General features: G+C 67.7%; 23 protein-coding genes, 1 other RNA gene and 1 riboswitch. Of the genes, 17 read left to right on the top strand and 7 right to left on the bottom strand.

Features of this window, described 5'->3' with window-relative positions; genetic code table 11:
• Positions 1 to 14: 14 nt before the first annotated feature.
• Genes CCR84_RS02725 through scpA form a run of 3 tightly spaced genes read right to left on the bottom strand, consistent with a single transcriptional unit; the run spans position 15 to position 4,763 of the window.
• On the bottom strand, positions 15 to 1,547 hold the full coding sequence (locus CCR84_RS02725) for an acyl-CoA carboxylase subunit beta (protein WP_201209406.1): 1,533 nt from the start codon (positions 1,545 to 1,547) through the stop codon (positions 15 to 17).
• Positions 1,548 to 1,575: 28 nt separating this feature from the next.
• A complete protein-coding gene (meaB, locus tag CCR84_RS02720) occupies positions 1,576 to 2,574 on the bottom strand; it encodes a methylmalonyl Co-A mutase-associated GTPase MeaB (protein ID WP_201209405.1) in 999 nt (332 codons plus the stop codon).
• A 20-nt stretch (positions 2,575 to 2,594) separates the two neighbouring features.
• Complete coding sequence (gene scpA, locus CCR84_RS02715) at positions 2,595 to 4,763, bottom strand: methylmalonyl-CoA mutase (RefSeq protein ID WP_201209404.1); 2,169 nt, start codon at positions 4,761 to 4,763, stop codon at positions 2,595 to 2,597.
• A 168-nt stretch (positions 4,764 to 4,931) separates the two neighbouring features.
• Between scpA and CCR84_RS02710 the strand changes: the two genes are divergently transcribed.
• Positions 4,932 to 5,651: a GntR family transcriptional regulator gene (locus CCR84_RS02710; protein ID WP_201209403.1), complete on the top strand. Its 720-nt coding sequence runs from the start codon at positions 4,932 to 4,934 to the stop codon at positions 5,649 to 5,651.
• Positions 5,652 to 5,830: 179 nt separating this feature from the next.
• Entirely contained in the window at positions 5,831 to 6,610 is a 780-nt protein-coding gene (locus tag CCR84_RS02705) for an enoyl-CoA hydratase/isomerase family protein (protein WP_201209402.1), read from the top strand.
• A gap of 57 nt (positions 6,611 to 6,667) precedes the next feature.
• Here CCR84_RS02705 and CCR84_RS02700 read toward each other — a convergent pair whose 3' ends face one another.
• The 4 genes from CCR84_RS02700 to CCR84_RS02685 all read right to left on the bottom strand — a co-directional run bounded on the left by CCR84_RS02700 (position 6,668) and on the right by CCR84_RS02685 (position 8,587).
• Complete coding sequence (locus CCR84_RS02700; RefSeq protein ID WP_201209401.1) at positions 6,668 to 7,474, bottom strand: sulfite exporter TauE/SafE family protein; 807 nt, start codon at positions 7,472 to 7,474, stop codon at positions 6,668 to 6,670.
• Between the two features lie 283 nt (positions 7,475 to 7,757).
• Positions 7,758 to 7,939: non-coding RNA, 6S RNA (gene ssrS, locus CCR84_RS02695), on the bottom strand.
• Between the two features lie 47 nt (positions 7,940 to 7,986).
• Positions 7,987 to 8,349 (bottom strand): cell division protein ZapA, encoded by a 363-nt coding sequence (locus CCR84_RS02690; RefSeq protein WP_201209400.1) that lies wholly within the window; start codon positions 8,347 to 8,349, stop codon positions 7,987 to 7,989.
• Between the two features lie 10 nt (positions 8,350 to 8,359).
• Positions 8,360 to 8,587, bottom strand: a complete 228-nt coding sequence (locus CCR84_RS02685) for a hypothetical protein (RefSeq protein WP_201209399.1) — start codon at positions 8,585 to 8,587, stop codon at positions 8,360 to 8,362.
• 211 nt (positions 8,588 to 8,798) lie between these two features.
• A riboswitch (cobalamin riboswitch) is annotated at positions 8,799 to 9,009 on the top strand.
• Positions 9,010 to 9,135: 126 nt separating this feature from the next.
• Between CCR84_RS02685 and CCR84_RS02680 the strand changes: the two genes are divergently transcribed.
• The 15 genes from CCR84_RS02680 to ccmI all read left to right on the top strand — a co-directional run bounded on the left by CCR84_RS02680 (position 9,136) and on the right by ccmI (position 24,186).
• On the top strand, positions 9,136 to 11,055 hold the full coding sequence (locus CCR84_RS02680) for a TonB-dependent receptor domain-containing protein (protein ID WP_201209398.1): 1,920 nt from the start codon (positions 9,136 to 9,138) through the stop codon (positions 11,053 to 11,055).
• Between the two features lie 95 nt (positions 11,056 to 11,150).
• Positions 11,151 to 13,016 carry a TonB-dependent receptor domain-containing protein gene (locus CCR84_RS02675; protein ID WP_201209397.1) on the top strand — a complete coding sequence of 622 codons (1,866 nt, stop codon included), beginning with the start codon at positions 11,151 to 11,153 and terminating at the stop codon, positions 13,014 to 13,016.
• Positions 13,017 to 13,025: 9 nt separating this feature from the next.
• Entirely contained in the window at positions 13,026 to 14,015 is a 990-nt protein-coding gene (locus tag CCR84_RS02670) for a FecCD family ABC transporter permease (protein ID WP_201209396.1), read from the top strand.
• Complete coding sequence (locus tag CCR84_RS02665) at positions 14,015 to 14,809, top strand: ABC transporter ATP-binding protein (RefSeq protein ID WP_201209395.1); 795 nt, start codon at positions 14,015 to 14,017, stop codon at positions 14,807 to 14,809. Before CCR84_RS02670 ends, CCR84_RS02665 begins: the two co-directional genes overlap by 1 nt.
• 17 nt (positions 14,810 to 14,826) lie before the next feature.
• The gene (locus tag CCR84_RS02660; protein ID WP_201209394.1) at positions 14,827 to 16,164 is read left to right on the top strand and encodes a cobyrinic acid a,c-diamide synthase CobB; all 1,338 of its coding nucleotides are present in this window, start codon (positions 14,827 to 14,829) and stop codon (positions 16,162 to 16,164) included.
• Positions 16,161 to 16,856, top strand: a complete 696-nt coding sequence (gene bluB / locus CCR84_RS02655) for a 5,6-dimethylbenzimidazole synthase (protein WP_201209393.1) — start codon at positions 16,161 to 16,163, stop codon at positions 16,854 to 16,856. Before CCR84_RS02660 ends, bluB begins: the two co-directional genes overlap by 4 nt.
• A 106-nt stretch (positions 16,857 to 16,962) precedes the next feature.
• A complete protein-coding gene (gene ccmA / locus CCR84_RS02650; protein ID WP_201209392.1) occupies positions 16,963 to 17,580 on the top strand; it encodes a cytochrome c biogenesis heme-transporting ATPase CcmA in 618 nt (205 codons plus the stop codon).
• A 1-nt stretch (position 17,581) separates the two neighbouring features.
• Positions 17,582 to 18,250 carry a heme exporter protein CcmB gene (gene ccmB, locus CCR84_RS02645; protein WP_201209391.1) on the top strand — a complete coding sequence of 223 codons (669 nt, stop codon included), beginning with the start codon at positions 17,582 to 17,584 and terminating at the stop codon, positions 18,248 to 18,250.
• 55 nt (positions 18,251 to 18,305) lie between these two features.
• The gene (locus CCR84_RS02640) at positions 18,306 to 19,049 is read left to right on the top strand and encodes a heme ABC transporter permease (protein ID WP_201209390.1); all 744 of its coding nucleotides are present in this window, start codon (positions 18,306 to 18,308) and stop codon (positions 19,047 to 19,049) included.
• Between the two features lie 49 nt (positions 19,050 to 19,098).
• Positions 19,099 to 19,311 carry a heme exporter protein CcmD gene (gene ccmD / locus CCR84_RS02635; protein WP_201209389.1) on the top strand — a complete coding sequence of 71 codons (213 nt, stop codon included), beginning with the start codon at positions 19,099 to 19,101 and terminating at the stop codon, positions 19,309 to 19,311.
• Positions 19,308 to 19,772, top strand: coding sequence for a cytochrome c maturation protein CcmE (ccmE, locus tag CCR84_RS02630; RefSeq protein WP_201209388.1), 465 nt, complete (start codon positions 19,308 to 19,310; stop codon positions 19,770 to 19,772). Before ccmD ends, ccmE begins: the two co-directional genes overlap by 4 nt.
• A gap of 43 nt (positions 19,773 to 19,815) precedes the next feature.
• Positions 19,816 to 21,807 (top strand): heme lyase CcmF/NrfE family subunit, encoded by a 1,992-nt coding sequence (locus CCR84_RS02625; protein ID WP_201209387.1) that lies wholly within the window; start codon positions 19,816 to 19,818, stop codon positions 21,805 to 21,807.
• A gap of 17 nt (positions 21,808 to 21,824) precedes the next feature.
• Entirely contained in the window at positions 21,825 to 22,409 is a 585-nt protein-coding gene (locus tag CCR84_RS02620; protein WP_201209386.1) for a DsbE family thiol:disulfide interchange protein, read from the top strand.
• On the top strand, positions 22,406 to 22,933 hold the full coding sequence (locus CCR84_RS02615) for a cytochrome c-type biogenesis protein (RefSeq protein WP_242508502.1): 528 nt from the start codon (positions 22,406 to 22,408) through the stop codon (positions 22,931 to 22,933). Before CCR84_RS02620 ends, CCR84_RS02615 begins: the two co-directional genes overlap by 4 nt.
• Positions 22,930 to 24,186, top strand: coding sequence for a c-type cytochrome biogenesis protein CcmI (gene ccmI / locus CCR84_RS02610; protein WP_201209385.1), 1,257 nt, complete (start codon positions 22,930 to 22,932; stop codon positions 24,184 to 24,186). Before CCR84_RS02615 ends, ccmI begins: the two co-directional genes overlap by 4 nt.
• Positions 24,187 to 24,190: the final 4 nt, after the last annotated feature.

Below are 24,190 nucleotides of genomic sequence, written 5' to 3'. Positions count from 1 at the left end.
TGTCCTATCGCGGCTCACAGCGGGATGTTGCCGTGCTTGCGCCACGGATTTTCAAGCTTCTTGTCGCGCAGCATGGCGAGCGAGCGGCAGATGCGCTTGCGGGTCTCGTGCGGCATGATCACGTCGTCGATGAAGCCACGCGCGCCGGCGACGAAGGGGTTGGCAAACTTGGCCTTGTACTCGGCTTCGCGCGCCGCCAGCTTGGCCGGGTCGTTCTTTTCCTCGCGGAAGATGATCTCGACCGCTCCCTTCGGGCCCATCACCGCGATTTCGGCCGACGGCCAGGCGAGGTTCACGTCGCCGCGCAGGTGCTTCGAGCTCATCACGTCGTAGGCACCGCCGTAGGCCTTGCGCGTGATCACGGTCACCTTCGGCACCGTGCATTCGGCGTAGGCGTAGAGCAGCTTGGCGCCGTGCTTGATGATGCCGCCGTATTCCTGCGCGGTGCCGGGCATGAAGCCGGGAACGTCGACCAGGGTCACCACCGGGATGTTGAACGCGTCGCAGAAGCGGACGAAGCGCGCCGCCTTGATCGAGCTCTTGATGTCGAGACAGCCGGCCAAGACCAGCGGCTGGTTGGCGACGATGCCGACCGGGTGGCCGTCCATGCGCGCGAAGCCGATCACGATGTTCTTGGCGTAGTCGGGCTGGATCTCGAAGAAGTTACAGTCATCAACCATCTTGATGATCAGTTCCTTCATGTCGTACGGCTTGTTCGCGTTGTCCGGAACCAGCGTATCGAGCGAGAAGTCGAGGCGGTCGGCCGGGTCGTTGGTCTTCTCGACCGGCGGCTTCTCGCGGTTGTTCGACGGCAGGAAGTTCATCAGACGGCGCAGCATGTTGAGCGCCTCGACGTCGTTCTCGAAGGCGAGGTCGGCGACGCCCGACTTGCTGCTGTGCGTGACCGCGCCGCCGAGTTCCTCGGCGGTGACTTCCTCGTGGGTGACGGTCTTGACCACTTCCGGACCGGTCACGAACATGTAACTCGAGTCCTTCACCATGAAGATGAAGTCGGTCATCGCCGGGCTATAGACGGCACCGCCGGCACAGGGGCCCATGATCATCGAGATCTGCGGGACGACACCGGAAGCCATCACGTTGCGCTGGAAGACGTCGGCGTAGCCGCCGAGCGAGGCGACGCCTTCCTGGATGCGCGCGCCACCCGAGTCGTTGAGACCGATCACCGGCGCGCCGACCTTCATCGCGTGGTCCATGATCTTGCAGATCTTCTCGGCGTGCGCTTCGGAGAGCGCGCCGCCGAAGACGGTGAAGTCCTGCGAGAAGACGAAGACGAGGCGGCCGTTGATGGTGCCGTAGCCGGTGACGACGCCGTCGCCCGGAATGAGCTGGTCGCCCATGCCGAAGTCGTTGCAACGATGCTCCTTGAACATGTCCCATTCCTCGAAGGAATCGGGATCGAGCAGGAGCTCGATGCGTTCGCGGGCGGTCAGCTTGCCCTTCTTGTGCTGGGCGTCGATACGTCTCTGGCCCCCGCCGAGGCGTGCCGCGGCGCGCTTCTCGTCGAGCTGGCGGATGATGTCGTGCATGAATTGCTCCCTAAATTCGAATTCGGAATCAGCGAACCTGCAGATGGTCGAGCAGGGTTTGCGCGGCTGCGGAAGGTGTTGTGCGCCCCGCCGCGACGGCCGCGGAAATGGTTTCCAGGTCGGCGCGCACCGCGGGGTGCGCGAGAAAACGGTGGCGCAAGCCGGAATCGATCTGCGCCCACATCCAGTCTAGAGCCTGCCGGCGGCGGCGGTCGGCGAATTCGCCGCAGCCTTCCATGGTGGCGCGATAGCGCTCGATCTCTTTCCAGAAGGCGTCGATGCCCTGCTTCTGCAGCGCCGACAGGGTCAGCACCGTCGGTCGCCACTGGGCGTGCATCGGTCGCAGCATGTGCATCGCCATCTGCATCTGGCTGCGCGCGAGTGCGGCGGCGCGCGGGTCGATGTCGGCCTTGTTGATGACGACGAGGTCGGCGATCTCGACGATCCCCTTCTTGATCGCCTGCAGGTCGTCGCCGGCGTTCGGCAACTGCACGAGGACGAAGACGTCGACCATGCCGGCGACGGTGGTCTCGCTCTGGCCGACGCCGACGGTCTCGACGACGATCACGTCGAAGCCGGCCGCCTCGCAGACGAGCATCGCCTCGCGCGTCTTCTCGGCGACACCGCCGAGGCTACCGGCCGAGGGACTCGGGCGGATGAAGGCCTCCTCGCGCTGGCAGAGGCTCTCCATGCGCGTCTTGTCGCCGAGGATCGAGCCGCCGGAGATGGTCGACGACGGATCGACGGCGAGCACCGCGACGCGGTGCCCCTGATCGAGCAGGTGGTTGCCGAGCGCCTCGATGAAGGTCGATTTGCCGGCGCCCGGCGAACCGGAGATGCCGATGCGGATCGAGCGGCCCGAGTGCGGCAGCAGCTCGGCGATGACCGCGCGTGCGCGCTGCTGGTGGTCGACGCGGGTCGACTCGATCAGCGTGATCGTCTTCGCCAGCGCGCGGCGCTGGCGCGCGACGACGCCGTCGACCAGGGTCTGGTCGACGGGCGATAGTGGCTTGCGGGGCTCGCTCATTGCAGCGGGCCTTGGATCGATCAGTCGGTGCTCTTGCGGATTTCGTCGAGGACGCGGCGTGCCGAATCCTCGATCCGGGTTCCCGGACCGAACACGGCACGGACGCCGTTCTGGAACAGGAAGGCGTAGTCCTGCGCCGGGACGACACCGCCGACGAAGACGATGATGTCTTCGGCGCCCTGGTCCTTGAGCGCCTTGACCAGCGCCGGTGCCAGCGTCTTGTGGCCGGCGGCGAGCGTGGACATGCCGATCGCGTGCACGTCGTTCTCGATCGCCTGGCGAGCGGCTTCTTCAGGGGTCTGGAAGAGCGGACCGACGTCGATGTCGAAGCCGAGGTCGGCAAAGGCACTGGCGACGACCTTGGCGCCGCGGTCGTGGCCGTCCTGGCCGAGCTTGGCGATCATGATGCGCGGACGGCGGCCGGTGTCGGCGGCAAACTGCTCGATCTCGCCCTTGAGTGCGTCCCAGTTGGTCTCGCCCTCGAGCACCGCACCATAGACGCCGGAGACGGTCTGCGTCGTCGCGCGGAAGCGGCCCCAGACCTTTTCCAGCGCGTCGGAGACTTCGCCGACGGTGGCGCGCAGGCGCACCGCCTTGACCGCGAGGTCGAGCAGGTTGCCTTCCTCGCCGGCGGCGCAGTTGGTCAGCGCGGCGAGCGCGGCTTCGACTGCGGCGTTGTCGCGGGTGGCGCGGATCTGCGTCAGGCGAGCGACCTGCGCGTCACGCACCGCGTGGTTGTCGATGGCGAGGATGTCGATCGGGTCTTCCTTGGCCAGGCGGTACTTGTTCACGCCGACGATGACGTCCTTGCCCGAGTCGATGCGTGCCTGCTTGTCGGCGGCACATTCCTCGATCTTCAGCTTCGCCCAGCCCGATTCGACGGCCTTGGTCATGCCACCCATGGCCTCGACTTCCTCGATCAGCGCCCAGGCCTTGTCGGCGATTTCCTGGGTCAGCGACTCCATCATGTACGAGCCGCCCCACGGGTCGACGACGTTGGTGATGTGCGTCTCTTCCTGGATGATCAGCTGCGTGTTGCGCGCGATGCGTGCCGAAAACTCGGTCGGCAGCGCGATCGCCTCGTCGAGCGCGTTGGTGTGCAACGACTGCGTGCCGCCGAAGACCGCGGCCATCGCTTCGATCGTCGTGCGCACGACGTTGTTGTACGGATCCTGCTCGGTCAGCGACCAGCCCGAGGTCTGGCAGTGCGTGCGCAGCATCAGCGACTTGGCGCTCTTCGGCGAGAACTCGCTCATGATGCGGTGCCACAAGAGACGCGCGGCGCGCAGCTTGGCGACCTCGAGGTAGAAGTTGATGCCGATGCCGAAGAAGAACGACAGGCGGCCGGCAAAGGCGTCGACGTCGAGTCCGGAGGCGAGCGCGGTCTTCACGTACTCGCGACCGTCGGCGAGCGTGAACGCCAGTTCGAGCGCCTGCGTCGCGCCGGCTTCCTGGATGTGGTAGCCGGAGATCGAGATCGAGTTGAACTTCGGCATGTTCTGCGCCGTGTAGCCGATGATGTCGGAGATGATCCGCATCGAAGGCGCCGGCGGGTAGATGTAGGTGTTGCGGACCATGAACTCCTTGAGGATGTCGTTCTGGATGGTCCCCGAGAGCTTGTCCTGGCTGACACCCTGCTCTTCGGCAGCGACGATGTAGCCGGCGAGCACCGGCAGCACGGCGCCGTTCATGGTCATCGACACCGACACCTTGTCGAGCGGGATTCCGTCGAACAGGATCTTCATGTCCTCGACCGAGTCGATCGCCACGCCGGCCTTGCCGACGTCGCCGGTGACGCGCGGATGGTCGGAATCGTAGCCGCGGTGCGTGGCCAGGTCGAAGGCCACCGAAACCCCCTGGCCACCGGCGGCGAGCGCCTTGCGGTAGAACGCGTTCGATTCCTCGGCGGTCGAGAAGCCGGCGTACTGGCGGATGGTCCACGGCCGCACCGCGTACATCGTCGCCTGCGGTCCGCGCACGAAGGGCGCGAATCCGGGCAGCGTGTCGGCGTTCGGCAGTCCCTCGACGTCGGCCTTGGTGTACAGCGGCTTGACGGCGAGACCTTCGGGAGTGATCCAGGTCAGCGCGTCTACATCCCCGCCGGGTGCCGACTTGGCGGCAGCCTTTTTCCAGGCATCGATCTGCGCGGAGTCGAAATGGGCAGGGGCGGGTGTGTTCGATTGGGACATGACGAAACTTTCAGGAAAGTTCAGTGGTGGCGAGGACCTGCGCTGACGACTGGAAACCGTGCTGCATAAGGACGGGCGCCCGGCGCGAAAAAAGTTGCGCGCTTGACACTCCAAACCCTTGATAATACTGTATCCATAATTATCGACGCAAGGCCACTCCGGACGCACATGCCCGCCAGTAAACGCAAGGTCAGTAGCGAAGCCCCATCCGCCCCTTCGGCGCCGGGCAAAATTCCGCATACGGCGCTCTACCAGGAAGTCGCCGAACGCCTGCGCCAGCGGATTTTCGCGCACCAGCTCGCCCCAGGCGACTGGATCGACGAACAGGCGCTCGCCGCCGATTTCGGCATCAGCCGCACGCCGCTGCGCGAGGCGCTGAAGGTGCTCGCGTCCGAAGGACTGGTGACGCTGAAGCCGCGCCGCGGCTGCTATGTGACCGAGATCTCCGAGCGTGACCTCGACGACATCTTCCCGCTGATGGCGATGCTCGAAGGTCGCAGCGCCTGGGAGGCTGCGAGCAGGCTGCAGGACGAGGATCTGGCGCGGCTCGAGGAGATCCACGCCAGGCTCGAAGCCCATGCCGCGTCGGGACAGGTCGACGGCTTCTTCGAGCTCAACCAGGACTTCCATCGGCTGATCCAGGAGATTTCCGGCAATCGCTGGCTGCTGCAACTGGCGCAGGACCTGCGCAAGGTGCTCAAGCTGACGCGCATGCATTCGCTCACTGTCGACGGCCGCCTGGAGCAGTCGATGGCCGAGCATCAGGCGGTGATGGCCGCGCTGCGCGCGCGCGATGCCACCGCCGCCGAACACGCGATGCGCGACCACCTGCTCGCCGGCCGCAGGGCGATCGCGCGCATCTCGACGCAGCGCAACCCGCCAGGGTGACGCTAACGGGAAACTTTGCACCAATGCCGTGAAACGCGCACATTCGCGGCTGCCGCTCCCACAGCGGCAAGCTGTCGTGGGAGCGCCGGAAGGCCCGAATGCTGGACCTCCCAGGCTGCAGCCCTTCCCCCTGTTCACGGCACTTCATACTACTTTCTAGTCAACGGATAGCACCCACCATGAGCGGCAACATCGTCTGTCAGATCAACAACAACATCGCCACCGTCACCCTCGACAACCCGGGCAAGCTCAACGCCATCGACCTCGGCATGTGGGCCGCACTCGAGGAAACCTTGCGCAGCCTCTCCGCCGACCTGTCGCTGCGCTGCGTGATCCTGCGCGGTGCCGGTGACAAGGCCTTCGCCGCCGGCGGCGACATCGAGGAGTTCCTCACCAAGCGCAACACGCTCGACAACGCCGAGAGCTACCACGGCCAGGTCAGTGCCGCGCTTGAGGCGATCGCCAGCTGCACGCACCCGACCGTCGCCGCGATCAACGGCGTCTGCATGGGCGGCGGCCTCGAAATCGCCTGCGCCTGCGACCTGCGCCTCTCCGCCCAGTCGGCGCGCTTCGGCGCCCCGATCAACCGGCTCGGCTTCTCGATGTACCCGCTGGAAATGGAGGGCCTGCTGCGCCTGGCCGGCCCGGGGACGACGCTGGAACTGCTGCTCGAAGGCCGCATCCTCGACGCCGACGAAGCGCTCGCGCGCGGACTGCTGACACGCGTCGTCAGCGACGCCATGCTCGACACCGAGGTCGAAGCCTGCGCCCGCCGCATCACCGAAGGCGCGCCGCTGGTCGCCCGCGCGCACAAGCAATGGGTCCGCCGCCTGCAACGCGAGGAATCCCTCGGCGCCGAAGAACTGCGCAGTTCCTTCGCCTTCCTCGACAGCGCCGACTACAAGGAAGGCATCAGCGCCTTCCTCGGCAAGCGCAAGCCGAAATTCCGCGGCGAGTGATCAAATTCGGGGACGGTACACTTAATTCTACGAATTAAGTGTACCGTCCCCGAAATTTTATGCTGCTCCAGCGATCCCCCACAGCATCTTCGCCGCCAGCAGCACGAGCAGCACGGCGAAGATGCGCTTGAGCGTGGCCACCGGCAGGCTGTGCGTCAGCTTGGCGCCGAAGGGGGCTGCTGCCATGCTCGCTGCCGCCAGGCAGACGAGTGCCGGCAGATAGACGAAGCCGAGGCTCCACTCGGGTAATCCGGGCCGCCCCCAACCGTTGAAGACGTAGCCGATCGAGGCGCCGATGGCGATCGGCAAACCGATCGCCGCCGAGGTGCCGATCGCGTTCTGCACGCGCACGTTACACCAGGTGAGGAAGGGCACGGTCAGCGAACCACCGCCGATCGACACCAGCGACGAAACGCCGCCAATCACCGAACCGACGCCGAACAGTCCGGCACTGCCCGGCAGTTCGCGCGCGGCCTTCGGCTTCACGTTGAACAGCATCTGCACGGCGACGAAGCAGACGAAGAAGGCGAAGAAGACGGCCAGCGGCTGTGCCGGAACGCGCGCGACGATCAGCGTCCCGAGCAGCGTCCCGCACAGGATTCCCGGCGTGATCGTCACCACCACAGGCCAGAGCACGGCCCCGTGCCTATGGTGCGCGCGCAGGCTGGAAATCGAGGTGAACAGGATGGTCGCCATCGACGTTCCGAGCGCCAAGTGCAGCGTCTCGTCCGCCGGGAAGCCGGCCTGCGCCGCGAACATCATCGCCAGCGCCGGCGTCATCATCAGGCCGCCGCCGATCCCGAGCAGCCCGGCAAAGAAACCCGAGAACAGGCCCAGCGCGAGGTAGGCAAGCACCCAGGTCATGCCAGACCCCCGGGAAAACGGACGCAAAGCAGGAGGACGGGCGAGCGACTGTGCATGGTCGCAGCAGGAGCACCCGGTACGGGAGAGAGTGGGGTCATTGGCAGTTCGTCTTTCGCGCAGGCCAGGCACACATCGCGCGCACCGGGCGTTTTCCGGGAACAGGGGATGGCAGCGGTCGGCCGCTTCGACCTGCCCGGCGGCAGCGGGTTCCGGCGGCTTCGCGCCTTGCAGGGCCGCACAAACGAAAACAGCGCGGAAAACCGAGTTTCCGCGCTGCCGAATGGGGATCCCCGCGAATGCCGTCAGGCCGGCATCCTGAACCTGAGTTCAGAATGGCTACCTCCCTCCCGCTTCAGGCTCACCCGGTAAAGGGCGTGCACAACAGCGGTTTCAACGGTCGGCGGCCGATGCCAACATAGCATTGGTTCAAGGAATATATGACCTTGACGAACACCGCAGGGAAAAAAACCTTGCAACGCGCAGCCAGTACCACTCGGCTGCGCGACTACCCGCTAGAGCACTTTCTCCGGTGACTCGATCACCACGTCGAGAAGTGACTCCATGGATTCGATTCTACGCCGGACCTCTTCAAAATCCAAACCTGTTTGTTTCGCTGCGGCAGCCTCTTCGGCAGCTGCCTGCGCCAGCCGCTCCTGCTCCTGGCGGAACACCAGATGCTCGTGCGCGAGGTTGAGCGCAACCATCACCGCGATGCGCTCGGTGCTGCTGCTCCGGGTCCTCTGCGCAATCTCGCGCATCCTCGCATCGACCAGGGCGACCGAGGCGCGCAGGTTGTCATGCTCTTCCGGCGGACAGGCGACGCTGTAATCCTTACCGAACAGGGAAACGTCGACGAAACGGCTATCTTCAGACATGGTGCGCCCTTCAGAGCTGAATTGAAGGATCGGCGGCGCTGCTGCCCGGCGCGATCAGTTGCTCGGCGAGCGCCTCGATTCGCGCACGGGCAGTTTCCATGCGCTGCCACGCGAGCGCGCAGTCGGCCTCGGCAGCGGAGAGCTTCAGGCGCAGCTCGGCATTTTCCGCGCGCAGGGAGCGGCACAAGGACACCACCTGGGCGACCTTGCTTTCAAGCGCATCAAGTTCGTTGATCATTCGCGGACTATAGATTTCAGTAGCATCGGCGGTCAAGGGTCACAGCGAGGCCGCTACCGCCCGCGAGTTGCAGCGGCGGGGCCCATCCGCCTGCCCGAGTGTTGCACGACAGCAACACTGTTGCGGCGCCGACGGCACATATCGCCCTCCAGCCACCGGCAGGCGCTGCGAAAGCGTTTATTATAGGGGATCTTTTTGCCGCCAAAGCGCGGCAAGAAGGAACGTGCAAGGTGCTGCGTGCGATTTCTTCGCCGCAGTTAAACGGGAAGCAGGTGCGCGTCCATCGCGGACGCAATGCCTGCGCTGCCCCCGCAACGGTAAGCGAGTGCGGGTGCGTCGATATGCCACTGGGCGATCAGCCTGGGAAGGCGACGCATCAAGACTTGCGAGCCCGGATACCGGCCTGTGCGCGTAGCAGCGGAAGCGTCGCGGGGAGGCGACGCCGGCGAGCGGGCCTCATTGCGTCCATCCGACGGTTCTCCCCCGATGTTTCCATTTCGATTGTCCGGCGTGCGGGGACGCTTGCCGGAATCAGGGAGAACCCATCCATGTCGCAGCATCCCCCTTCCCGGCGCGTCCGCGCGGGAGCCATCGCCACCACCCTCCTTGCAGCACCCGTCGCCGCCGCCACGCTTTTCTCAAGCAAGGTACAGGCTGCCGACAGCGACGCAGTCGTCGTCACCGCCACGCGGCAAGCGACGCGCAGCAACGAGCTGCTTTCCGACGTCTCGGTGATCACGCGCGAGCAGATCGAACAGGCCGGCCAGACGACCATCGAGCAGTTGCTCGCGCAACAACCGGGAATCGAATACTCGGCAACAGGCGGCCCCGGTCAGGGCAGTGGTATCTATATACGCGGCGCCAACAGCAACCACACGCTGCTGCTGATCGACGGGCAACGCATAGGTTCGGCAACGCTGGGGAGCATCAACTTTTCCGGCCTGCCCTTGGCGCAGATCGAACGTATAGAGATCCTGCGCGGACCGGCGTCCTCGCTCTACGGCGCCGACGCCATCGGCGGCGTCATCCAGGTTTTCACCAAGCGCGGCGACGGCCCTGCGCATTTCAACGCCAGCACTGGCTATGGCAGCTACGGAACGAGCGACAGCAATGTCGGCGTTTCGGGCGGCAACGACGTCGTTTCCTACAGCCTGCAGGGCGGCTACTACGATACGCACGGCTTCAACTCCATAACAAACTCAACCAACACGAGCTACAACCCGGATCGCGATGGCTTCACCAGGCGTTCCGTCAGCGGGGGACTGGCGGTGAGACCGGCCCAAGGTCATGAGATCGGACTGAATTTCCTGTCGAGTAACGGCAAGAATGGCTACGATTCTTATTCGTTCACGCCAAAAGTGCCCGCATCGCGAGACTGGCGCGCGGAAACCGATGTCAGCAGTTTCTCCCTCTATTCGCGCAACCGCTTGGTCACCGATTGGACGAGCACCTTGCGCGTCGGAAGGAGCTTGGACGACACGACCAATCGCAGTGACGGGAGGGTTTTCAGTTTCTTCCGCACCGAGCAGGACCAGATATCGTGGCAAAACGATGTCAGACTGCCCGTTGGCAAGGCGCTCTTAGCCGCTGAATACCTCAAGCAACAGATCGCTGGCTCCTCGGGTTTTCTGACGAGTACCCCCTACACGCAGCAGGAGCGCAGCATCAAGTCGCTGCTCGCCGGCTGGAGCGGCAGCCTCGGCAACCATCGCCTGCAGGCCAACCTGCGGCGCGACGACAACTCGCAGTTCGGCGGCAAGACCACCGGCAACGCTGCCTGGGGCTACCAGCTCACCACCGACTGGCGAGGACACGTCTCGTACGGCACCGCCTTCAAGGCACCGACCTTCAACGACCTCTACTATCCACCCGATACCTCGGGCCGCGGCAACCCCGAGTTGAAGCCCGAAAGCGCACGCAACGCCGAGACTGGCCTGGTCTGGGAAAGGGCGGGGCAACGCCTTTCGGCTACTTATTTCAAGAACAAGGTCACGGACCTGATCGATTGGGCTCCGTCGGACCCCGCGGACCCTTGGGGAAAGCCGTGGCTACCGATGAACGTGCACAAGGCCACACTGAGCGGCACCTCGCTCGCCTATTCGGGAAGCATCGGCGGCTTCTCGGGCGGTGTCGTCATCGACCTGCAACGCGCACGTGACGACGAAACCGGCAAGCGCTTGATCAGGCGTGCCGATGAGCAGTTGAAGGCGCACCTAGCCTGGACGAGCGGCACGCTCAAGCTCGGCGGCGAATGGCAACTGGCCGGCGAGCGCTACGAAGACGCGGCGAACACGAAGAAGCTCGGAGGCTACGGACTCGTCAATCTCTTCGCCGAGCGCCGCCTCGACCGCGAGTGGACGCTGTTTGCGCGCGCCAACAACGTCTTCGACAAGAACTACGAGCTGGCACGTGACTACGCCACCGCTGGCGCCAGCCTCTTCGTCGGCGTCCGCTACCAGCAAAAGTAGCCATTCCCGCCCTCTCCGCCGTGCTACGCGGCGGCCCCCCATTTCAGAAATACATTGCCGGCGATCGCTTGTGCGGGCCGGCAAGCGGAGATCGCATGAACATCAACACAGGTGCAGCCGCGGGAGTCACCCTCGCCCTGCTCTCATCCACCCAGGCGCTCGCTGCCAGCGGCGCCGAAGACATCGTCGTCACCGCCACGCGGCAGGAGGCGCGCAGCAGCGAACTCCTCGCCGACGTCTCGGTGATCACGCGCGAGGAGATCGCCGCCGCGGCGCAATCCTCGCTGCCGGAACTGCTGACGCGGCAGCCGGGGATCGAATTCGACGCCAACGGCGGCGCCGGCAGCTCAATGAGCCTCTACATTCGCGGGACGAACAGCGAACACGCGCTGGTCCTGATCGACGGCATGCGCATCAATACTGCCTCGAAGGGACTGGCGAGCCTGTCGATGATCCCGCTCGCGCAGATCGAGCGCATCGAAATCCTGCGCGGCCCGGCCTCCTCGCTCTACGGCGCCGACGCGATCGGCGGCGTCGTCCACATCTTCACCCGGCGCGGCGGCGGCCCGATGGCGTTCAACGCCGAAGCCGGCTACGGCAGCTACGACACTAGCCGACTGTCGGCCGGCATCAGCGGCGAACATCAGGGCTGGCGCTACGGCCTGCAGGCGGCCACCAGCGACACTGCGGGCTTCTCCAACCGCAAGGGCTACAACCCGGACCGCGACGGCTTCCGCGAACAGAGTTTCAGCGGCAATCTCGCCTACCGCATCGACGCCGACAACGAGGTCGGACTGAACGCCTTCGGCAGCGACGGGCGCAACGACTACGACGGCGGCAGGAAGAGCAGTGACCCGAAGTATTCGCCGCAGAGACATTCGCTCGACAACAGTCTCGCCAGCCTCGGCCTCTACTCGCGCAACCGCATCCTGAACAACTGGCAGAGCACGCTGCGCCATGGCTGGACGATCGACGATGCGACCAGCCACACCGACGGCGTCGCGCAAAGCCACTACCGTACCGCGCAGACGCAGACGGCCTGGCAGAACGACCTCACGCTGCCGCTCGGCCGCGCGCTGCTCGCCGCAGAGCGCCTCGAACAGCGCCTGTCGACCTCGGAAAAAGCCTACGACGGCAGGGAGCGCCGCATCGATTCGCTGCTCGCCGGCTGGGGCGGCGCCGTCGGCGCGCAGCGCTGGCAGCTGAACGGGCGTCACGACGACATCTCCGACCTGAACTCGAAGAACACCGGCAGCGCGGCTTACGGCTACCAGTTCACCGACGCCTGGCGCCTGGCCGCCTCCGTGGGCACCGCGTTCAAGGCGCCGACGATGAACGACCTGTACTCCTACGTGAAGGGGATGGGCAAGGGAAACCCTGACCTCAAGCCCGAATACGCGCGCAACCGCGAGCTCTCGCTGCACTACGAGACGACGGCGCACAAGGCTTCGCTGACGTATTTCAGGAACGACATCGAAGACCTGATCGAGTGGGGCTACTTCAGCAGCGGCAGCGAGAAGACCCCGCGCAACGTCAGGGCGGAGATCGACGGCTGGACGCTCGCCTGGCGCGGCGTCTTCGGCGCGCTCTCGCTCCGCGGCAGCCTCGACCTGCAGGACCCGCGCAATGCGCAGACCGGCGAGATGCTGAACCGCCGCGCGCGCGAGCACGGCGTGGTCGGCGCCGACTACGTGCACGGCGCATGGACCTTCGGCGGCGAGATCGTCGGCAGTGGCGCGCGCTTCGACTCGGTCTACGACAAGGACGCCCCTGGCAAGCAGCGCAGCGTGCGCATGGACGCGTACACCTTGCTCAACCTGACCGCCAGCTACCGGATCGACCGTGAGACCTCGCTCTTCGTGCGCGTGAACAACGTGTTCAACGAGGACTACGAGCTGGCCAGCGGCTACGCGACGCCGGGAACCAACGCCATGGTCGGCATCCGCTACGCGCAGAAGTAAAATCGCCCGATGCCCACCCGCCGCCGCGCCGTCCTCATCCTCGCCGTCCTTGCCGCGCTGGCGGGCTTGAGCATTGCGCTGGCGCTGTCGGTGGGCAGCATCGCGGTGCCGCTCGCCGACGTGCTGGCGACGCTGTTCGGTGGGGGCGGCGGCGTCGCCGGCGACGTCGTGCTCAACCTGCGCCTGCCGCGCGCGCTCGGCGGCTTCGCCTGCGGCGCGCTGCTCGCCCTGGCCGGCGCGCTCTTGCAGGTGCTCCTGCGCAACCCGCTCGCCGACCCCTACGTGCTCGGCATCTCCGGCGGCGCCGGCGTCGGTGCGATGCTGGCGATCCTGTTCGGGCTGACGGCCGCCGGGGTGAATGGGCTGGCCTTCGTCGGCGCGCTCGCCTCGATGCTGCTCGTCTTCGGCCTCGCGCACGGCGAAGGCGGCTGGACGCAGACGCGCCTCCTGCTCACCGGGGTCATCGTCGCCGCTGGCTGCGGCGCGGTGGTCGCGCTGATCCTCTCGATCGCCCCCGAACAGAAGCTGCACGGGATGCTGTTCTGGCTGATGGGCGACCTGGCGCAGGGCGGCGACCCGCTGCTGCCGATGATTGCGCTCGTTGCCGTCCTCGGCGTCGCCCTGCCCTTCGCGCGTGAATTGAACCTGCTCGCGCGCGGCGCCGACACCGCGCAGACGCTAGGCGTCGCCGTCGGCCGCCTGCGCAGCGGCGTCTACCTGACTGCTTCGCTGGCGACCGCGATCGTCGTCACCTACGCGGGCTCGATCGGCTTCATCGGGCTGATCGTCCCGCACCTTGTGCGGCTCGCGCTCGGCAACGATCAGCGCCTCTTGCTGCCGGCGTCGGCACTCGCCGGCGGCAGCCTGCTGGTGGTCGCCGACACGCTGGCGCGCACCGTCGTCGCGCCGCAGCAACTGCCGGTCGGCGTGCTCACCGCGCTGATCGGGGTCCCGGTCTTCCTCTACCTCCTGGCGCGCGCGCCGCTGGCGAGACGCTGATGAACGCGACTTCGTCCTCACCGCTGCTCGAAACGCAGGCCCTGACCGTCAGCATCGCCGGCCGGGCGATCTGCACCGGCCTCGACCTTGGCGTCGGCGCCGGCGAAAGCCTGGTCATCCTCGGCAGGAACGGCGCCGGCAAGTCGACGCTGCTGACGACACTGGCCGGACTCAGGCCGCCCGCGAGCGGCGAAATCCTGCTCGGCGGCGAGAGCTACGCCGCGCTCGGTCCCCGCCAGGCCGCACTGCGCCGCGGCTGGCTTGCGCAGCACCGCGACGACGCCTTCGGCGCGACCGCGCTCGAAACCGCGCTCACCGGGCGCCATCCGCACCTCGGCCGCTGGCACTGGGAATCGGCGAGCGACGCCGACATCGCCCGCCGCGCGCTCGCCGCAGTCGGCCTGAAGGGTTTCGAGCAACGCGACGTGCTGACGCTCTCGGGCGGCGAGCGGCAGCGACTCGCCGTCGCCACGCTGCTGGCGCAGTCGCCGCAGCTCTACCTGCTCGACGAGCCGATCGCGCACCTCGACCTCAACCACCAGATCGCGCTGCTCGAACTGTTCGCCGCCGCCGCACGCGCAGGCGATGGCACCGGGCCCGGCGTGATCATGTCGCTGCACGACCCCGGCCTCGCGCTGCGCTTCGCCGACCGCGCGCTGCTGCTCTACGGCGACGGCCGCGCCGAACTCGGTCCGGTCGCCGAGATGCTCACCGCCGAACGCCTGTCGGCGCTCTACCAACACCCGCTGCTCGCCGTCGAGGTCGACGGCCGCACCTCGTTCATCCCGCGCTGACCGACGCCACCCGCACCATGCCGACCGCTGCTCCTGCCCCCTGCGCCTGCCCGGCGCTGTTCATCACCGCGCCGGCCTCGGGCCAGGGCAAGACGACGATCGTCGCCGCGCTCGCGCGCCTGCACACGCGGCTCGGCCGGCGCGTGCGCGTGTTCAAGAGCGGCCCCGACTTCCTCGACCCGCAGATCCACGCGGTCGCCTCGGGACACGACTGTTACAACATCGACCTGTGGATGTGCGGCGAGGCCGACGGTGCCTGGCGGCTGGCCGAAGCCGCGCGCGCAGCCGACCTGATCCTGGTCGAGGGCGTGATGGGGCTCTACGACGGCGAGCCCTCGGGCGCCGAGATCGCCGCGCGCTTCGGCCTGCCCATCCTCGCCGTGATCAACGGTGCGTCGATGTCATCGACCTTCGGCGCGATCGCCTACGGCCTCAAGTACTACCGGGAAGGAACGCAGCTCGTCGGCGCGCTCGCCAACCGGGTCGCCGGCGAACGCCACGCCGAACTGCTGCGCGCGGGACTGCCTGCCGACATCGCCTGGTACGGCTCACTCGCGCGCGACGCCGACGGCGCGCTGCCCGAGCGCCACCTGGGCCTGCTGCCGGCCGCCGAGATCGCCGAACTCGACGCGCGCCTCGACCGGCTCGCCGACCTGCTGGCGCCGACAGAGGCCGCCTCGCTGCCGCCCGCGCTCGACTTCTCGCGCATCGCCGACGCAAAGCCGCCCAGGATCGAGCCCTTGCTCGCCGGCAGGACCATCGCCGTCGCCCGCGACGCGGCCTTCTGCTTCCTCTACCCGGCCAACCTCGACTGCCTGCGCGCACTCGGCGCCGAGCTCGTCTTCTTCTCGGCGCTGGCCGGTGACGACTTGCCCGAGTGCGACGCGGTCTGGCTGCCGGGTGGTTATCCCGAACTGCACGGCGAGCGGCTCTCGGCGCAGACGGCGCTGTGGCAGGCGCTCGCCGCCCACGTCGATTCCGGCAAGCCGCTGCTCGCCGAATGCGGCGGCATGATGTGCCTGTTCGACGGCATCACCGACAAGGCAGGGCAGCGGCACGCGCTGGCCGGCCTCCTCGCCGGCGAGATCATCATGCAGCAGCGACTGGCAGCGCTCGGCATGTGCTCGGTGACGCTTGGCGAAGGAGAATTGCGCGGGCACAGCTTCCACTACTCGCGCGCCGAAACCTCGCTCGCCCCGTGCGCGCGTGCGCTGCGCGCCGACGGCCGGCCGGGCGAGGCGATCTACCGCCGCCAGCGCCTCACCGCGAGCTACATGCACTTCTACTTCCCGTCCAACCCGACCGCAGCGGCGCAGCTGTTCCTGCCGCCGGCCGCGCCCGAGACCTGCCGATGACCGAAGCCAGCACAGTTCCCCCCTGCACGCATCGCTACAGCGACGCCGAGATCGCCGCGCTCTGGCGCGCCCTGCGCGAACGCCGCGACATGCGCCATTTCGTCCCCGACGCCCTGCCCGAAGGGACGATCGAGCGTCTGGTCGAGGCCGCACAGCTCGCCCCTTCGGTCGGCTTCATGCAGCCGTGGCGCTTCATCCGCATCCGCGATCGTGAACTGCGAGCGCGCATCCACGCGCTGGTCGAGGCCGAACGCCTGCGCACCGCGGCGGCCCTGCCCTCGCGCCAGGAGGAGTTCCTGGAGGTCAAGATCGAGGGCATCCTCGACTGCGCCGAAGTGCTGGTCACCTGCCTGATGCCCGGTCGCGAGGCGCACATCGTCGGCCGCCGCACGCTGCCCGAGATGGACGTCGCCTCGCTCGGCTGCGCGATCCAGAACATGTGGCTGGCGGCGCGCGCCGAAGGCATCGGGCTGGGCTGGGTGTCGTTCTACGACCCCGACGCGCTCGCCGCGCTGCTCGGACTGCCGGCAGGCGCACGGGCGCTCGCCGTGCTCTGCATCGGCCGCGTGCGCGAGTTCTACCCGCGGCCGATGTTCGAGGACGCCGGCTGGGGCCAGCGTCTGCCGCTGTCCGCGCTGCTCTTCGACGACGCCTGGCCGGACGAAGCTGCGCCGACGCCGACCGCGTACTGACGGCGGCAAGGCGGCACGGGCGCAACGCCAATTTTGCGTCTGGTGAATCCCCGGCTAAACTTCCGCCTTTCCGACAAACCCCGTCATTCCCCCCGGACCCTGCCGCATGCTCGAAGCGTCGAACCTGGAATGCGTGCGCGGCGAGCGCCGCCTGTTTGCCGGCGTCGGTTTCCGGCTCGACGCCGGCGAACTGCTGTCGCTGCAGGGCGCCAACGGCGCCGGCAAGACCAGCCTCCTGCGCATGCTGTGCGGGCTGACGCCACCGGCCGCCGGCGAAATCCGCTGGCGCGGGCAGCCGATCGAGAAGCTCGGCGGCGAGTTCCGCGCCGAACTGTGCTACCTCGGCCACCACAACGCGATCAAGGAAGAACTGACGCCGCTGGAGAACCTGCTCACCTCGGCGCGGCTCTCCGGCGAGACGCTCGACGAGGACACTGCGCTCGACTCGCTGGAAACGGTCGGCCTTGCCGGTCGCGAGGACCTCGCCTGCCGCTACCTGTCGCAGGGGCAGAAGCGGCGCGTCGCGCTGGCGCGCCTGGTGCATGAGCAGCGCGCGCTGTGGATCCTCGACGAACCCTACGTCGCGCTCGACGTCGCCGCGGTGGACATGGTCGCCGGCTTCATCGGTGCCCACCTGCAACGCGGCGGACTCGCGGTGCTGACGACGCACCAGCCGGTCGCCGTCGCCGCCGGCAAGGTCCGCGAACTGCGGCTGGGCCACTGAGATGATCGCGCTCCTGAAAACGGTGGTCGCCCGCGACCTGCGCCTGGCCATGCGCCGGCAGGCGGACATCGTCTCGGCGCTGTTCTTCTTCATCATCGTCGTCAGCCTGTTCCCGCTCGGCGTCGGCCCCGAGGCCGAACTGCTGCGCCGGCTTGCTTCCGGCGTGCTCTGGGTGGCGGCGCTGCTGGCGACGATGCTCTCCCTGCCGCGCCTCTTCGCCGACGACTTCCGCGACGGAACACTCGAACAGATGGCGCTCTGCCCACAGCCGCTGGCGGTCGCGGTGTTCGGCAAGACGCTCGCGCACTGGCTTTCCTCGGGGCTACCGCTGACGCTGCTGGCACCGCTGATCGGCCTGCAGTTCGACCTGCCGGCAGACGCGGTGCTGACGCTGGTGATCGGCCTGGCGATCGGCACGCCGGCACTGTCGGCGATCGGCGCCATCGGCGCGGCGCTGACCCTCGGGCTGCGCGGCGGCGGCGTCCTGCTGTCACTTCTGGTGCTGCCGTTGTACATTCCGGTATTGATCTTCGGCGCCGGTGCGGTCGAGGCGACGATTTCGGGTCTCGGCGCCGAAGCGAACCTCTCGATCCTGGCGGCGCTGTCGCTCGGCGGGCTGTTCTTCGCGCCGTGGGCGACCGCCGCCGCGCTGCGCATCGCGCTCGAATGAGGCAAGGGACGAGCGCTTACCGGCGGCAGGCGCCGGACATTCAGGTAAGGATTCGATGAGCAACGGTCTTCTCAACTGGTTCAAGTACGCTTCGCCGCAGAGCTTCTATCCGCTCGCGGGCAAGATGATCCCCTGGTTCTGGGCGCTCGCCGCCATCTTCGGCGTCGTCGGCCTCTACATCGGCTTCTTCGTCGCGCCGACCGACGCGCAGCAGGGCGAGGGCTACCGCATCATCTTCCTGCACGTCCCCGCGGCGTGGATGTCGATGTTCATCTACCTGGTGATGGCCTTCTGGGCGGCGATCGGGCTGATCTACAAGACGCGCCTGTCGGGGATGATGGCGACCGCGCTGGCGCCGACCGGCGCGATGTTCACCTTCCTCGCGCTGTGGACCGGCGCCTTCTGGGGTAAGCCGATGTGGGGCGCGTGGTGGGTGTGGGACGCGCGGCTGACTTCGGAGCTGATCCTGTTCTTCCTCTACGTCGGCTTCATCGCGCTGCAGGCGGCGATCGACGATCCGCGCCGCGCCGACAAGGCGGGGGCGATCCTGGCGCTGGTCGGCGTCGTGAACATCCCGATCATCTACTTCTCGGTGAAGTGGTGGAACACGCTGCACCAGGGCGCTTCGGTCAGCCTGACCAAGGCGCCGTCGATGGCGCAGACGATGCTGTGGGGAATGCTGGTCTGCGCGCTGGCGTTCTGGATGTACGCGATCGCGGTCGCGCTGATGCGCGTGCGCGGCATCATCCTCGAACGCGAACGCAACACCGAATGGGTCAGGCAGGAACTGGCCCGCTGATTGTCGCGCTCAAGCGGGCGCCAACGCCGACCCGCAGGCAAGGAATGAAATGATGGTCTGGAACAGCTTTTCCGATTTTCTGGCGATGGGCGGCTACGGACTTTACGTCTGGGGCTCGGTCGGAGCGACGGCGCTGCTGATGCTCGCCGAGCCGATCATCGTCGCCCGCCGCAACAGCGCGCTGAAGACGCAACTGCAGCGCCAGTTCAACGCCGAGCGCGCCGACCGCGGCGAGCGCAAGGCCCGCAGGAGCCAAGCATGAAACCCCGTCAGCAAAGAATCGCCCTGATCGTCGGCGGCCTCGCCGTCCTCGGCATCGCCGCCGTGCTCGTACTTAACGCGCTGCGGAGCAATCTGGAATTCTCCATTACTCCAACGCAGGTAGCGAGCGGCGAAGCGCCGAAGGATCGCGTCTTCCGCGTCGGCGGCATGGTCAAGGAAGGCTCGCTCGCGCGCGAAGCCGACGGCGTCACCGTGCGCTTCGTCGTCACCGACACCGCGCGCGAGATGACCGTGAACTACAAGGGAATCCTTCCCGACCTGTTCAAGGAAGGCAAGGGCGTCGTCGCGCAGGGCAAGCTCGGTGCCGACGGCGTCTTCGTCGCCAGCGAGGTGCTCGCCAAGCACGACGAGAACTACATGCCGCCGGAAGCCGCGCACGCGCTCGACGAAGCCAGCCGGCGCGCGGTGAACGAACAGGCTGCGCAGAGCCTGAAGCAGTAGCCGTCGGCCGCGCATCAAGTACAACCTCCCCAGATCGCAGACAATGATTCCTGAACTCGGCCACTTCGCGCTGATCTCGTCGCTGTGCATCGCGCTCCTGCTCGGCGTGCTCGCGCTCGCCGGCGCGCAGCGCAACCGGCAGGCGTGGATCGCGCTGGCGCAGCCGGCAACCTACGCCTTCACGCTGACCCTGCTGTTCGCCTACGGCTGCCTCACCTGGGCCTTCGTCTACAACGACTTCTCGGTGCGCTACGTCGCCGAGCACTCGAACTCGCTCTTGCCGCTCGCCTACCGCATCGCCGGCGTCTGGGGCGGGCACGAGGGCTCGCTGCTCCTGTGGGCGCTGATGCTCGCCCTGTGGATGCTCGCCGTCGCGCTGCTCTCGCGCGGGCTCGAGGACCGCATGCGTGCGCGCGTGCTCGGCACGCTCGGGCTGGTCGCCGCCGGTTTCCTGCTCTTCCTGCTGGTCACCTCGAACCCGTTCGAGCGACTGCTGCCGGGTGCCGAGGAAGGGCGCGACCTCAACCCGCTGCTGCAGGACCCGGGGCTCGTCATCCACCCGCCGATGCTCTACATGGGCTACGTCGGCTTCTCGGTCGCCTACGCCTTCGCCGTCGCTGCGCTGCTCTCGGGCCAGCTCGACGCGGCCTGGGCGCGCTGGTCGCGGCCGTGGACCACGGCCGCCTGGGTCTTCCTGACCATCGGCATCGCGCTTGGCTCGTGGTGGGCCTACTACGAACTCGGCTGGGGCGGCTGGTGGTTCTGGGATCCGGTCGAGAACGCCTCGTTCATGCCCTGGCTGGTCGGCACCGCGCTGATCCACTCGCTGGCGGTCACCGAGAAGCGCGGCAGCTTCAAGAACTGGACCGTGCTGCTGGCGATCTCGGCCTTCTCGCTCTCGCTGCTCGGCACCTTCCTGGTCCGCTCGGGCGTGCTCACCTCGGTGCATGCCTTCGCCTCCGACCCCGGACGCGGCATCTTCATCCTCGCCTTCCTCGTCGCCGTGATCGGCACTTCGCTCGCGCTGTTCGCCTGGCGCGCGCCGAAGGTCGGACTCGGCGGTCGCTTCGGACTCGTCTCGCGCGAGTCGATGCTGCTCACCAACAACGTGCTGCTCGTCGTCGCCTGTTCGTCGGTGCTGCTCGGCACGCTCTACCCGCTCGCCGTCGACGCGCTCGGGCTCGGCAAGCTGTCGGTCGGCCCGCCCTACTTCAACACCGTATTCGCGCCGATCATGGCGCCGCTGCTCTTCCTGATGGGCGTCGGCCCGTTCGCGCGCTGGAAGAACGCCTCGCTCGGCGAGCTCGTGCGCACCCTGCGCGTCGCCCTCCTCGTCGCCATCGTCGTCGGCTGCGCGATTCCCTTCCTCTACGGCACCTGGTCGCCGCTGGTCGCCTTCGGCCTGGCGCTGGCCGCGTGGATCGCGCTCGGCGCGCTGCAGGGCATCGTCGAGCGCGCGCAGGCGACGCGTGCCGGCGGCTCGCTCGTTGCCGCGCTCGCACGCCAGCCGAAGAGCTTCTACGGCATGCAGCTCGCGCATCTGGGCGTCGCCGTCTTCGTCGTCGGCGTGACCATGGTCAAGGGCTACGAACAGGAAAAGGACGTGCGCATGGAAGTCGGCGACACGGTGACCGTTGCCGGCTACACCTTCACCTTCAAGGGTGTCGAGCAGCGGCGTGGCCCCAACTACCTGGCGCTCGCCGGCGAGGTCGAGCTGTCGCGCGACGGCCGCATGCTGCGCACGCTCTACCCGGAAAAGCGCAACTACGCGTCGTCGTCGATGCCGATGACCGAAGCGGCGATCGACAGTGGCTTCCTGCGCGACGTCTATGTCTCGCTCGGCGAACCGATCGACCGCCAGAACGTCGCCGGTGCCTGGGCGGTGCGCGTCTATTACAAGCCCTTCGTCGACTGGATCTGGGGCGGCTGCGGACTGATGGCGCTCGGCGGCCTGCTGGCCATGCTCGACCGCCGCTACCGCGTGCGCGCGCGTGCCAAAGCTCCCGCTGCCAACGCGCTGGCCGCAGGTGCCTGAATCAGGAGAACTCAGCAATGAATCGCTTCGCCTGGCCGCTCGTCGGCTTCGTCGTCCTCGTCGTCCTGCTCGGCGTCGGCCTGACGCTCAACCCGCGTGACGTTCCCTCGCCTCTGGTCGGCAAGCCGGCGCCGGCATTCACGCTGAAGCAGCTCGGCGACGCCGGGAAGACCTTCTCGCCTGAAGAGATGCGCGGCAAGGTCTGGCTGCTCAACGTCTGGGCGTCGTGGTGCGTCACCTGCCGCCAGGAACACCCGGTGCTCGTCGACTTCGCGCGGACGCAGAGCGTGCCGCTGGTCGGCCTCAACTACAAGGAACTGCGCGGCGACGCCGCCGTCGACATGAGCCGCGTCGACGCCGCCACCGAGGAAAGTGAAGCGCGCGAGCGCGCCACGCGCTGGCTTGCCCAGCGCGGCGACCCCTACGCGCTCACCGCGCTCGACCTCGACGGCCGCGTCGGCATCGACTACGGCGTCTATGGCGTCCCCGAAACCTACGTGATCGACAAGGCCGGCATCATCCGCATGAAGCACACGGGGCCGATCACCCCCGACGTGCTCTCCGGCAAGATCCTGCCGCTGGTCGCGGAGCTGTCGAAATGAAGCCGCGCCTCGCCTCGCTCCTGCGCGCGTTCGTGTTCGCGCTGCCGCTGCTCATGCTGGCGCCGCTGCCGTCCACGCTGCAGCCCATCCCTGCGGCGCTCGCCGGCGAGGCGGCGCCGCTCGCCGAGGACGAAGCGGTCGAGAAGCGCCTGATCGCGATCTCCGAGGAACTGCGCTGCCTCGTCTGCCAGAACGAATCGCTGGCCGGTTCGCAGGCCGAACTGGCCAACGACCTGCGCCGCGAAGTGCGCACGCTGATCAAGGCCGGCAAGAGCGATGCCGAGATCAAGGAATTCCTGGTCAGCCGCTACGGTGACTTCGTCCTCTACCGGCCGCCGGTGAAGAGCACGACGCTGCTGCTCTGGGCCGGTCCCGGCCTGCTGCTGCTGATCGGCCTGTTCGCGCTGTTCCGCTACCTGCGCCGGCGCAACGCGGCGATCGCGACGACGCCGCTCTCGGCCGACGAAGCGCGCCGTGCCGAAGCCCTGCTCAACTCCGGAACCGCCGAGCGCAAGCAGCCATGACCCAATTCCTCATCTTCGCCGCGCTGCTGATCGGCGCCGCCGTCCTGATCATGGCGCTGCCGCTGCTGCGCCGCGCCGCGCGCCCGGCCGACCTCGCGGCGCAGGCCGCCGAGCGGCGTGCCGCCAACCTCGCGATCCTGCGTGACCAGCTCGCCGAACTCGACAACGAGCGCAAGGAAGGCACCCTCTCGGACGCCGATTTCGCACAGGCGAAGGACGAGCTGCAGCGCCGCCTGCTCGAGGAAACCGAGGCCGGCGAAGCCGCGCCTGCCGCTACCGCCAGCGGCCGCAACTCGGCACTGTTCCTGCTGCTTGCGCTGCCGATCGCCGCCGCCGCCGGCTACGCGATCCTCGGCGAGCCGCGCGCGCTCGACCCGACGATGACGCAATCGGCATCGCGCGCCGGCGAGCAGCAGCTGCAGGGGCTGATCGACCAGCTCGCCGAACGCCTCAAGCAGAATCCCGACGACGTCGAGGGCTGGGTGACGCTGGCGCGCACCTACAAGACACTCGGCCGCTTCACCGAAGCCGCCGCCGCCTACGCGCGCGGCGGCCGCCTGCTCGACGAGAACACGCAGCTGCTGACCGACTACGCCGAGACACTGGCGCAGATCGCCGGCGGCAGCCTGCAGGGCCGGCCGCAGGAACTGATCGCCAAGGCACTGTCGATCGACCCGGACGACCCGCAGGCCTTGCTGCTCGCCGGTGCCGCTGCCAGCGAGCAGGGCAAGTTTGCCGCCGCCGCCGACTACTGGGAGCGCCTCGGCAAGCAGATGGACCCTGACTCCGAGGAAGGACGCACCGTCGCCGGAGCGGTCGCGCGCGCGCGTGCGGCCGCCGCCGGGCATGAGCCGACGCAGGAGGCCGCGCAAAATACCGCGCAAAATACCGCGCAGCCCGCAGCAGCGAACCGCTCCGTCAGCGGCGAGGTCAGCATGGCGCCGGCGCTCGCCGCCCGCGTCAAGCCCGACGACGTGGTCTTCGTCTTTGCCCGCGCCGAGGACGGCGAACGCCGCCCGCTCGCCGCGCTGAAGGGCAGCGCTGCCGAGTTGCCGCTCAAGTTCAGCCTCGACGACGCCGCGGCGCTGCCCGGTGGGCGCAAGCTGTCGGAAGTGGACAAGGTGACGATCGAGGCGCGCGTCGCCAAGTCCGGCGCTGCGCAGAAGACGAGCGGCGACCTCTACGGGCGGCTGACCAGTGTGAAGACGGGAAGCAAACAGCTCGTGCTGGTCATCGACCAGGTGGAGCCTTAACGCC

It is taken from the genome of Rhodocyclus purpureus, from assembly GCF_016653115.1.
Classification (GTDB): Bacteria; Pseudomonadota; Gammaproteobacteria; order Burkholderiales; family Rhodocyclaceae; genus Rhodocyclus; species Rhodocyclus purpureus.
This window is presented reverse-complemented; position numbering and strand designations above follow the sequence as displayed.

Coding starts and splice junctions, on each gene's coding strand:
- CCR84_RS02725 (WP_201209406.1), bottom strand. CDS start 1,547: ATGCACGACATCATCCGCCAGCTCGACGAGAAGCGCGCCGCGGCACGC.
- meaB (WP_201209405.1), bottom strand. CDS start 2,574: ATGAGCGAGCCCCGCAAGCCACTATCGCCCGTCGACCAGACCCTGGTC.
- scpA (WP_201209404.1), bottom strand. CDS start 4,763: ATGTCCCAATCGAACACACCCGCCCCTGCCCATTTCGACTCCGCGCAG.
- CCR84_RS02710 (WP_201209403.1), top strand. CDS start 4,932: ATGCCCGCCAGTAAACGCAAGGTCAGTAGCGAAGCCCCATCCGCCCCT.
- CCR84_RS02705 (WP_201209402.1), top strand. CDS start 5,831: ATGAGCGGCAACATCGTCTGTCAGATCAACAACAACATCGCCACCGTC.
- CCR84_RS02700 (WP_201209401.1), bottom strand. CDS start 7,474: ATGACCTGGGTGCTTGCCTACCTCGCGCTGGGCCTGTTCTCGGGTTTC.
- CCR84_RS02690 (WP_201209400.1), bottom strand. CDS start 8,349: ATGTCTGAAGATAGCCGTTTCGTCGACGTTTCCCTGTTCGGTAAGGAT.
- CCR84_RS02685 (WP_201209399.1), bottom strand. CDS start 8,587: ATGATCAACGAACTTGATGCGCTTGAAAGCAAGGTCGCCCAGGTGGTG.
- CCR84_RS02680 (WP_201209398.1), top strand. CDS start 9,136: ATGTCGCAGCATCCCCCTTCCCGGCGCGTCCGCGCGGGAGCCATCGCC.
- CCR84_RS02675 (WP_201209397.1), top strand. CDS start 11,151: ATGAACATCAACACAGGTGCAGCCGCGGGAGTCACCCTCGCCCTGCTC.
- CCR84_RS02670 (WP_201209396.1), top strand. CDS start 13,026: ATGCCCACCCGCCGCCGCGCCGTCCTCATCCTCGCCGTCCTTGCCGCG.
- CCR84_RS02665 (WP_201209395.1), top strand. CDS start 14,015: ATGAACGCGACTTCGTCCTCACCGCTGCTCGAAACGCAGGCCCTGACC.
- CCR84_RS02660 (WP_201209394.1), top strand. CDS start 14,827: ATGCCGACCGCTGCTCCTGCCCCCTGCGCCTGCCCGGCGCTGTTCATC.
- bluB (WP_201209393.1), top strand. CDS start 16,161: ATGACCGAAGCCAGCACAGTTCCCCCCTGCACGCATCGCTACAGCGAC.
- ccmA (WP_201209392.1), top strand. CDS start 16,963: ATGCTCGAAGCGTCGAACCTGGAATGCGTGCGCGGCGAGCGCCGCCTG.
- ccmB (WP_201209391.1), top strand. CDS start 17,582: ATGATCGCGCTCCTGAAAACGGTGGTCGCCCGCGACCTGCGCCTGGCC.
- CCR84_RS02640 (WP_201209390.1), top strand. CDS start 18,306: ATGAGCAACGGTCTTCTCAACTGGTTCAAGTACGCTTCGCCGCAGAGC.
- ccmD (WP_201209389.1), top strand. CDS start 19,099: ATGATGGTCTGGAACAGCTTTTCCGATTTTCTGGCGATGGGCGGCTAC.
- ccmE (WP_201209388.1), top strand. CDS start 19,308: ATGAAACCCCGTCAGCAAAGAATCGCCCTGATCGTCGGCGGCCTCGCC.
- CCR84_RS02625 (WP_201209387.1), top strand. CDS start 19,816: ATGATTCCTGAACTCGGCCACTTCGCGCTGATCTCGTCGCTGTGCATC.
- CCR84_RS02620 (WP_201209386.1), top strand. CDS start 21,825: ATGAATCGCTTCGCCTGGCCGCTCGTCGGCTTCGTCGTCCTCGTCGTC.
- CCR84_RS02615 (WP_242508502.1), top strand. CDS start 22,406: ATGAAGCCGCGCCTCGCCTCGCTCCTGCGCGCGTTCGTGTTCGCGCTG.
- ccmI (WP_201209385.1), top strand. CDS start 22,930: ATGACCCAATTCCTCATCTTCGCCGCGCTGCTGATCGGCGCCGCCGTC.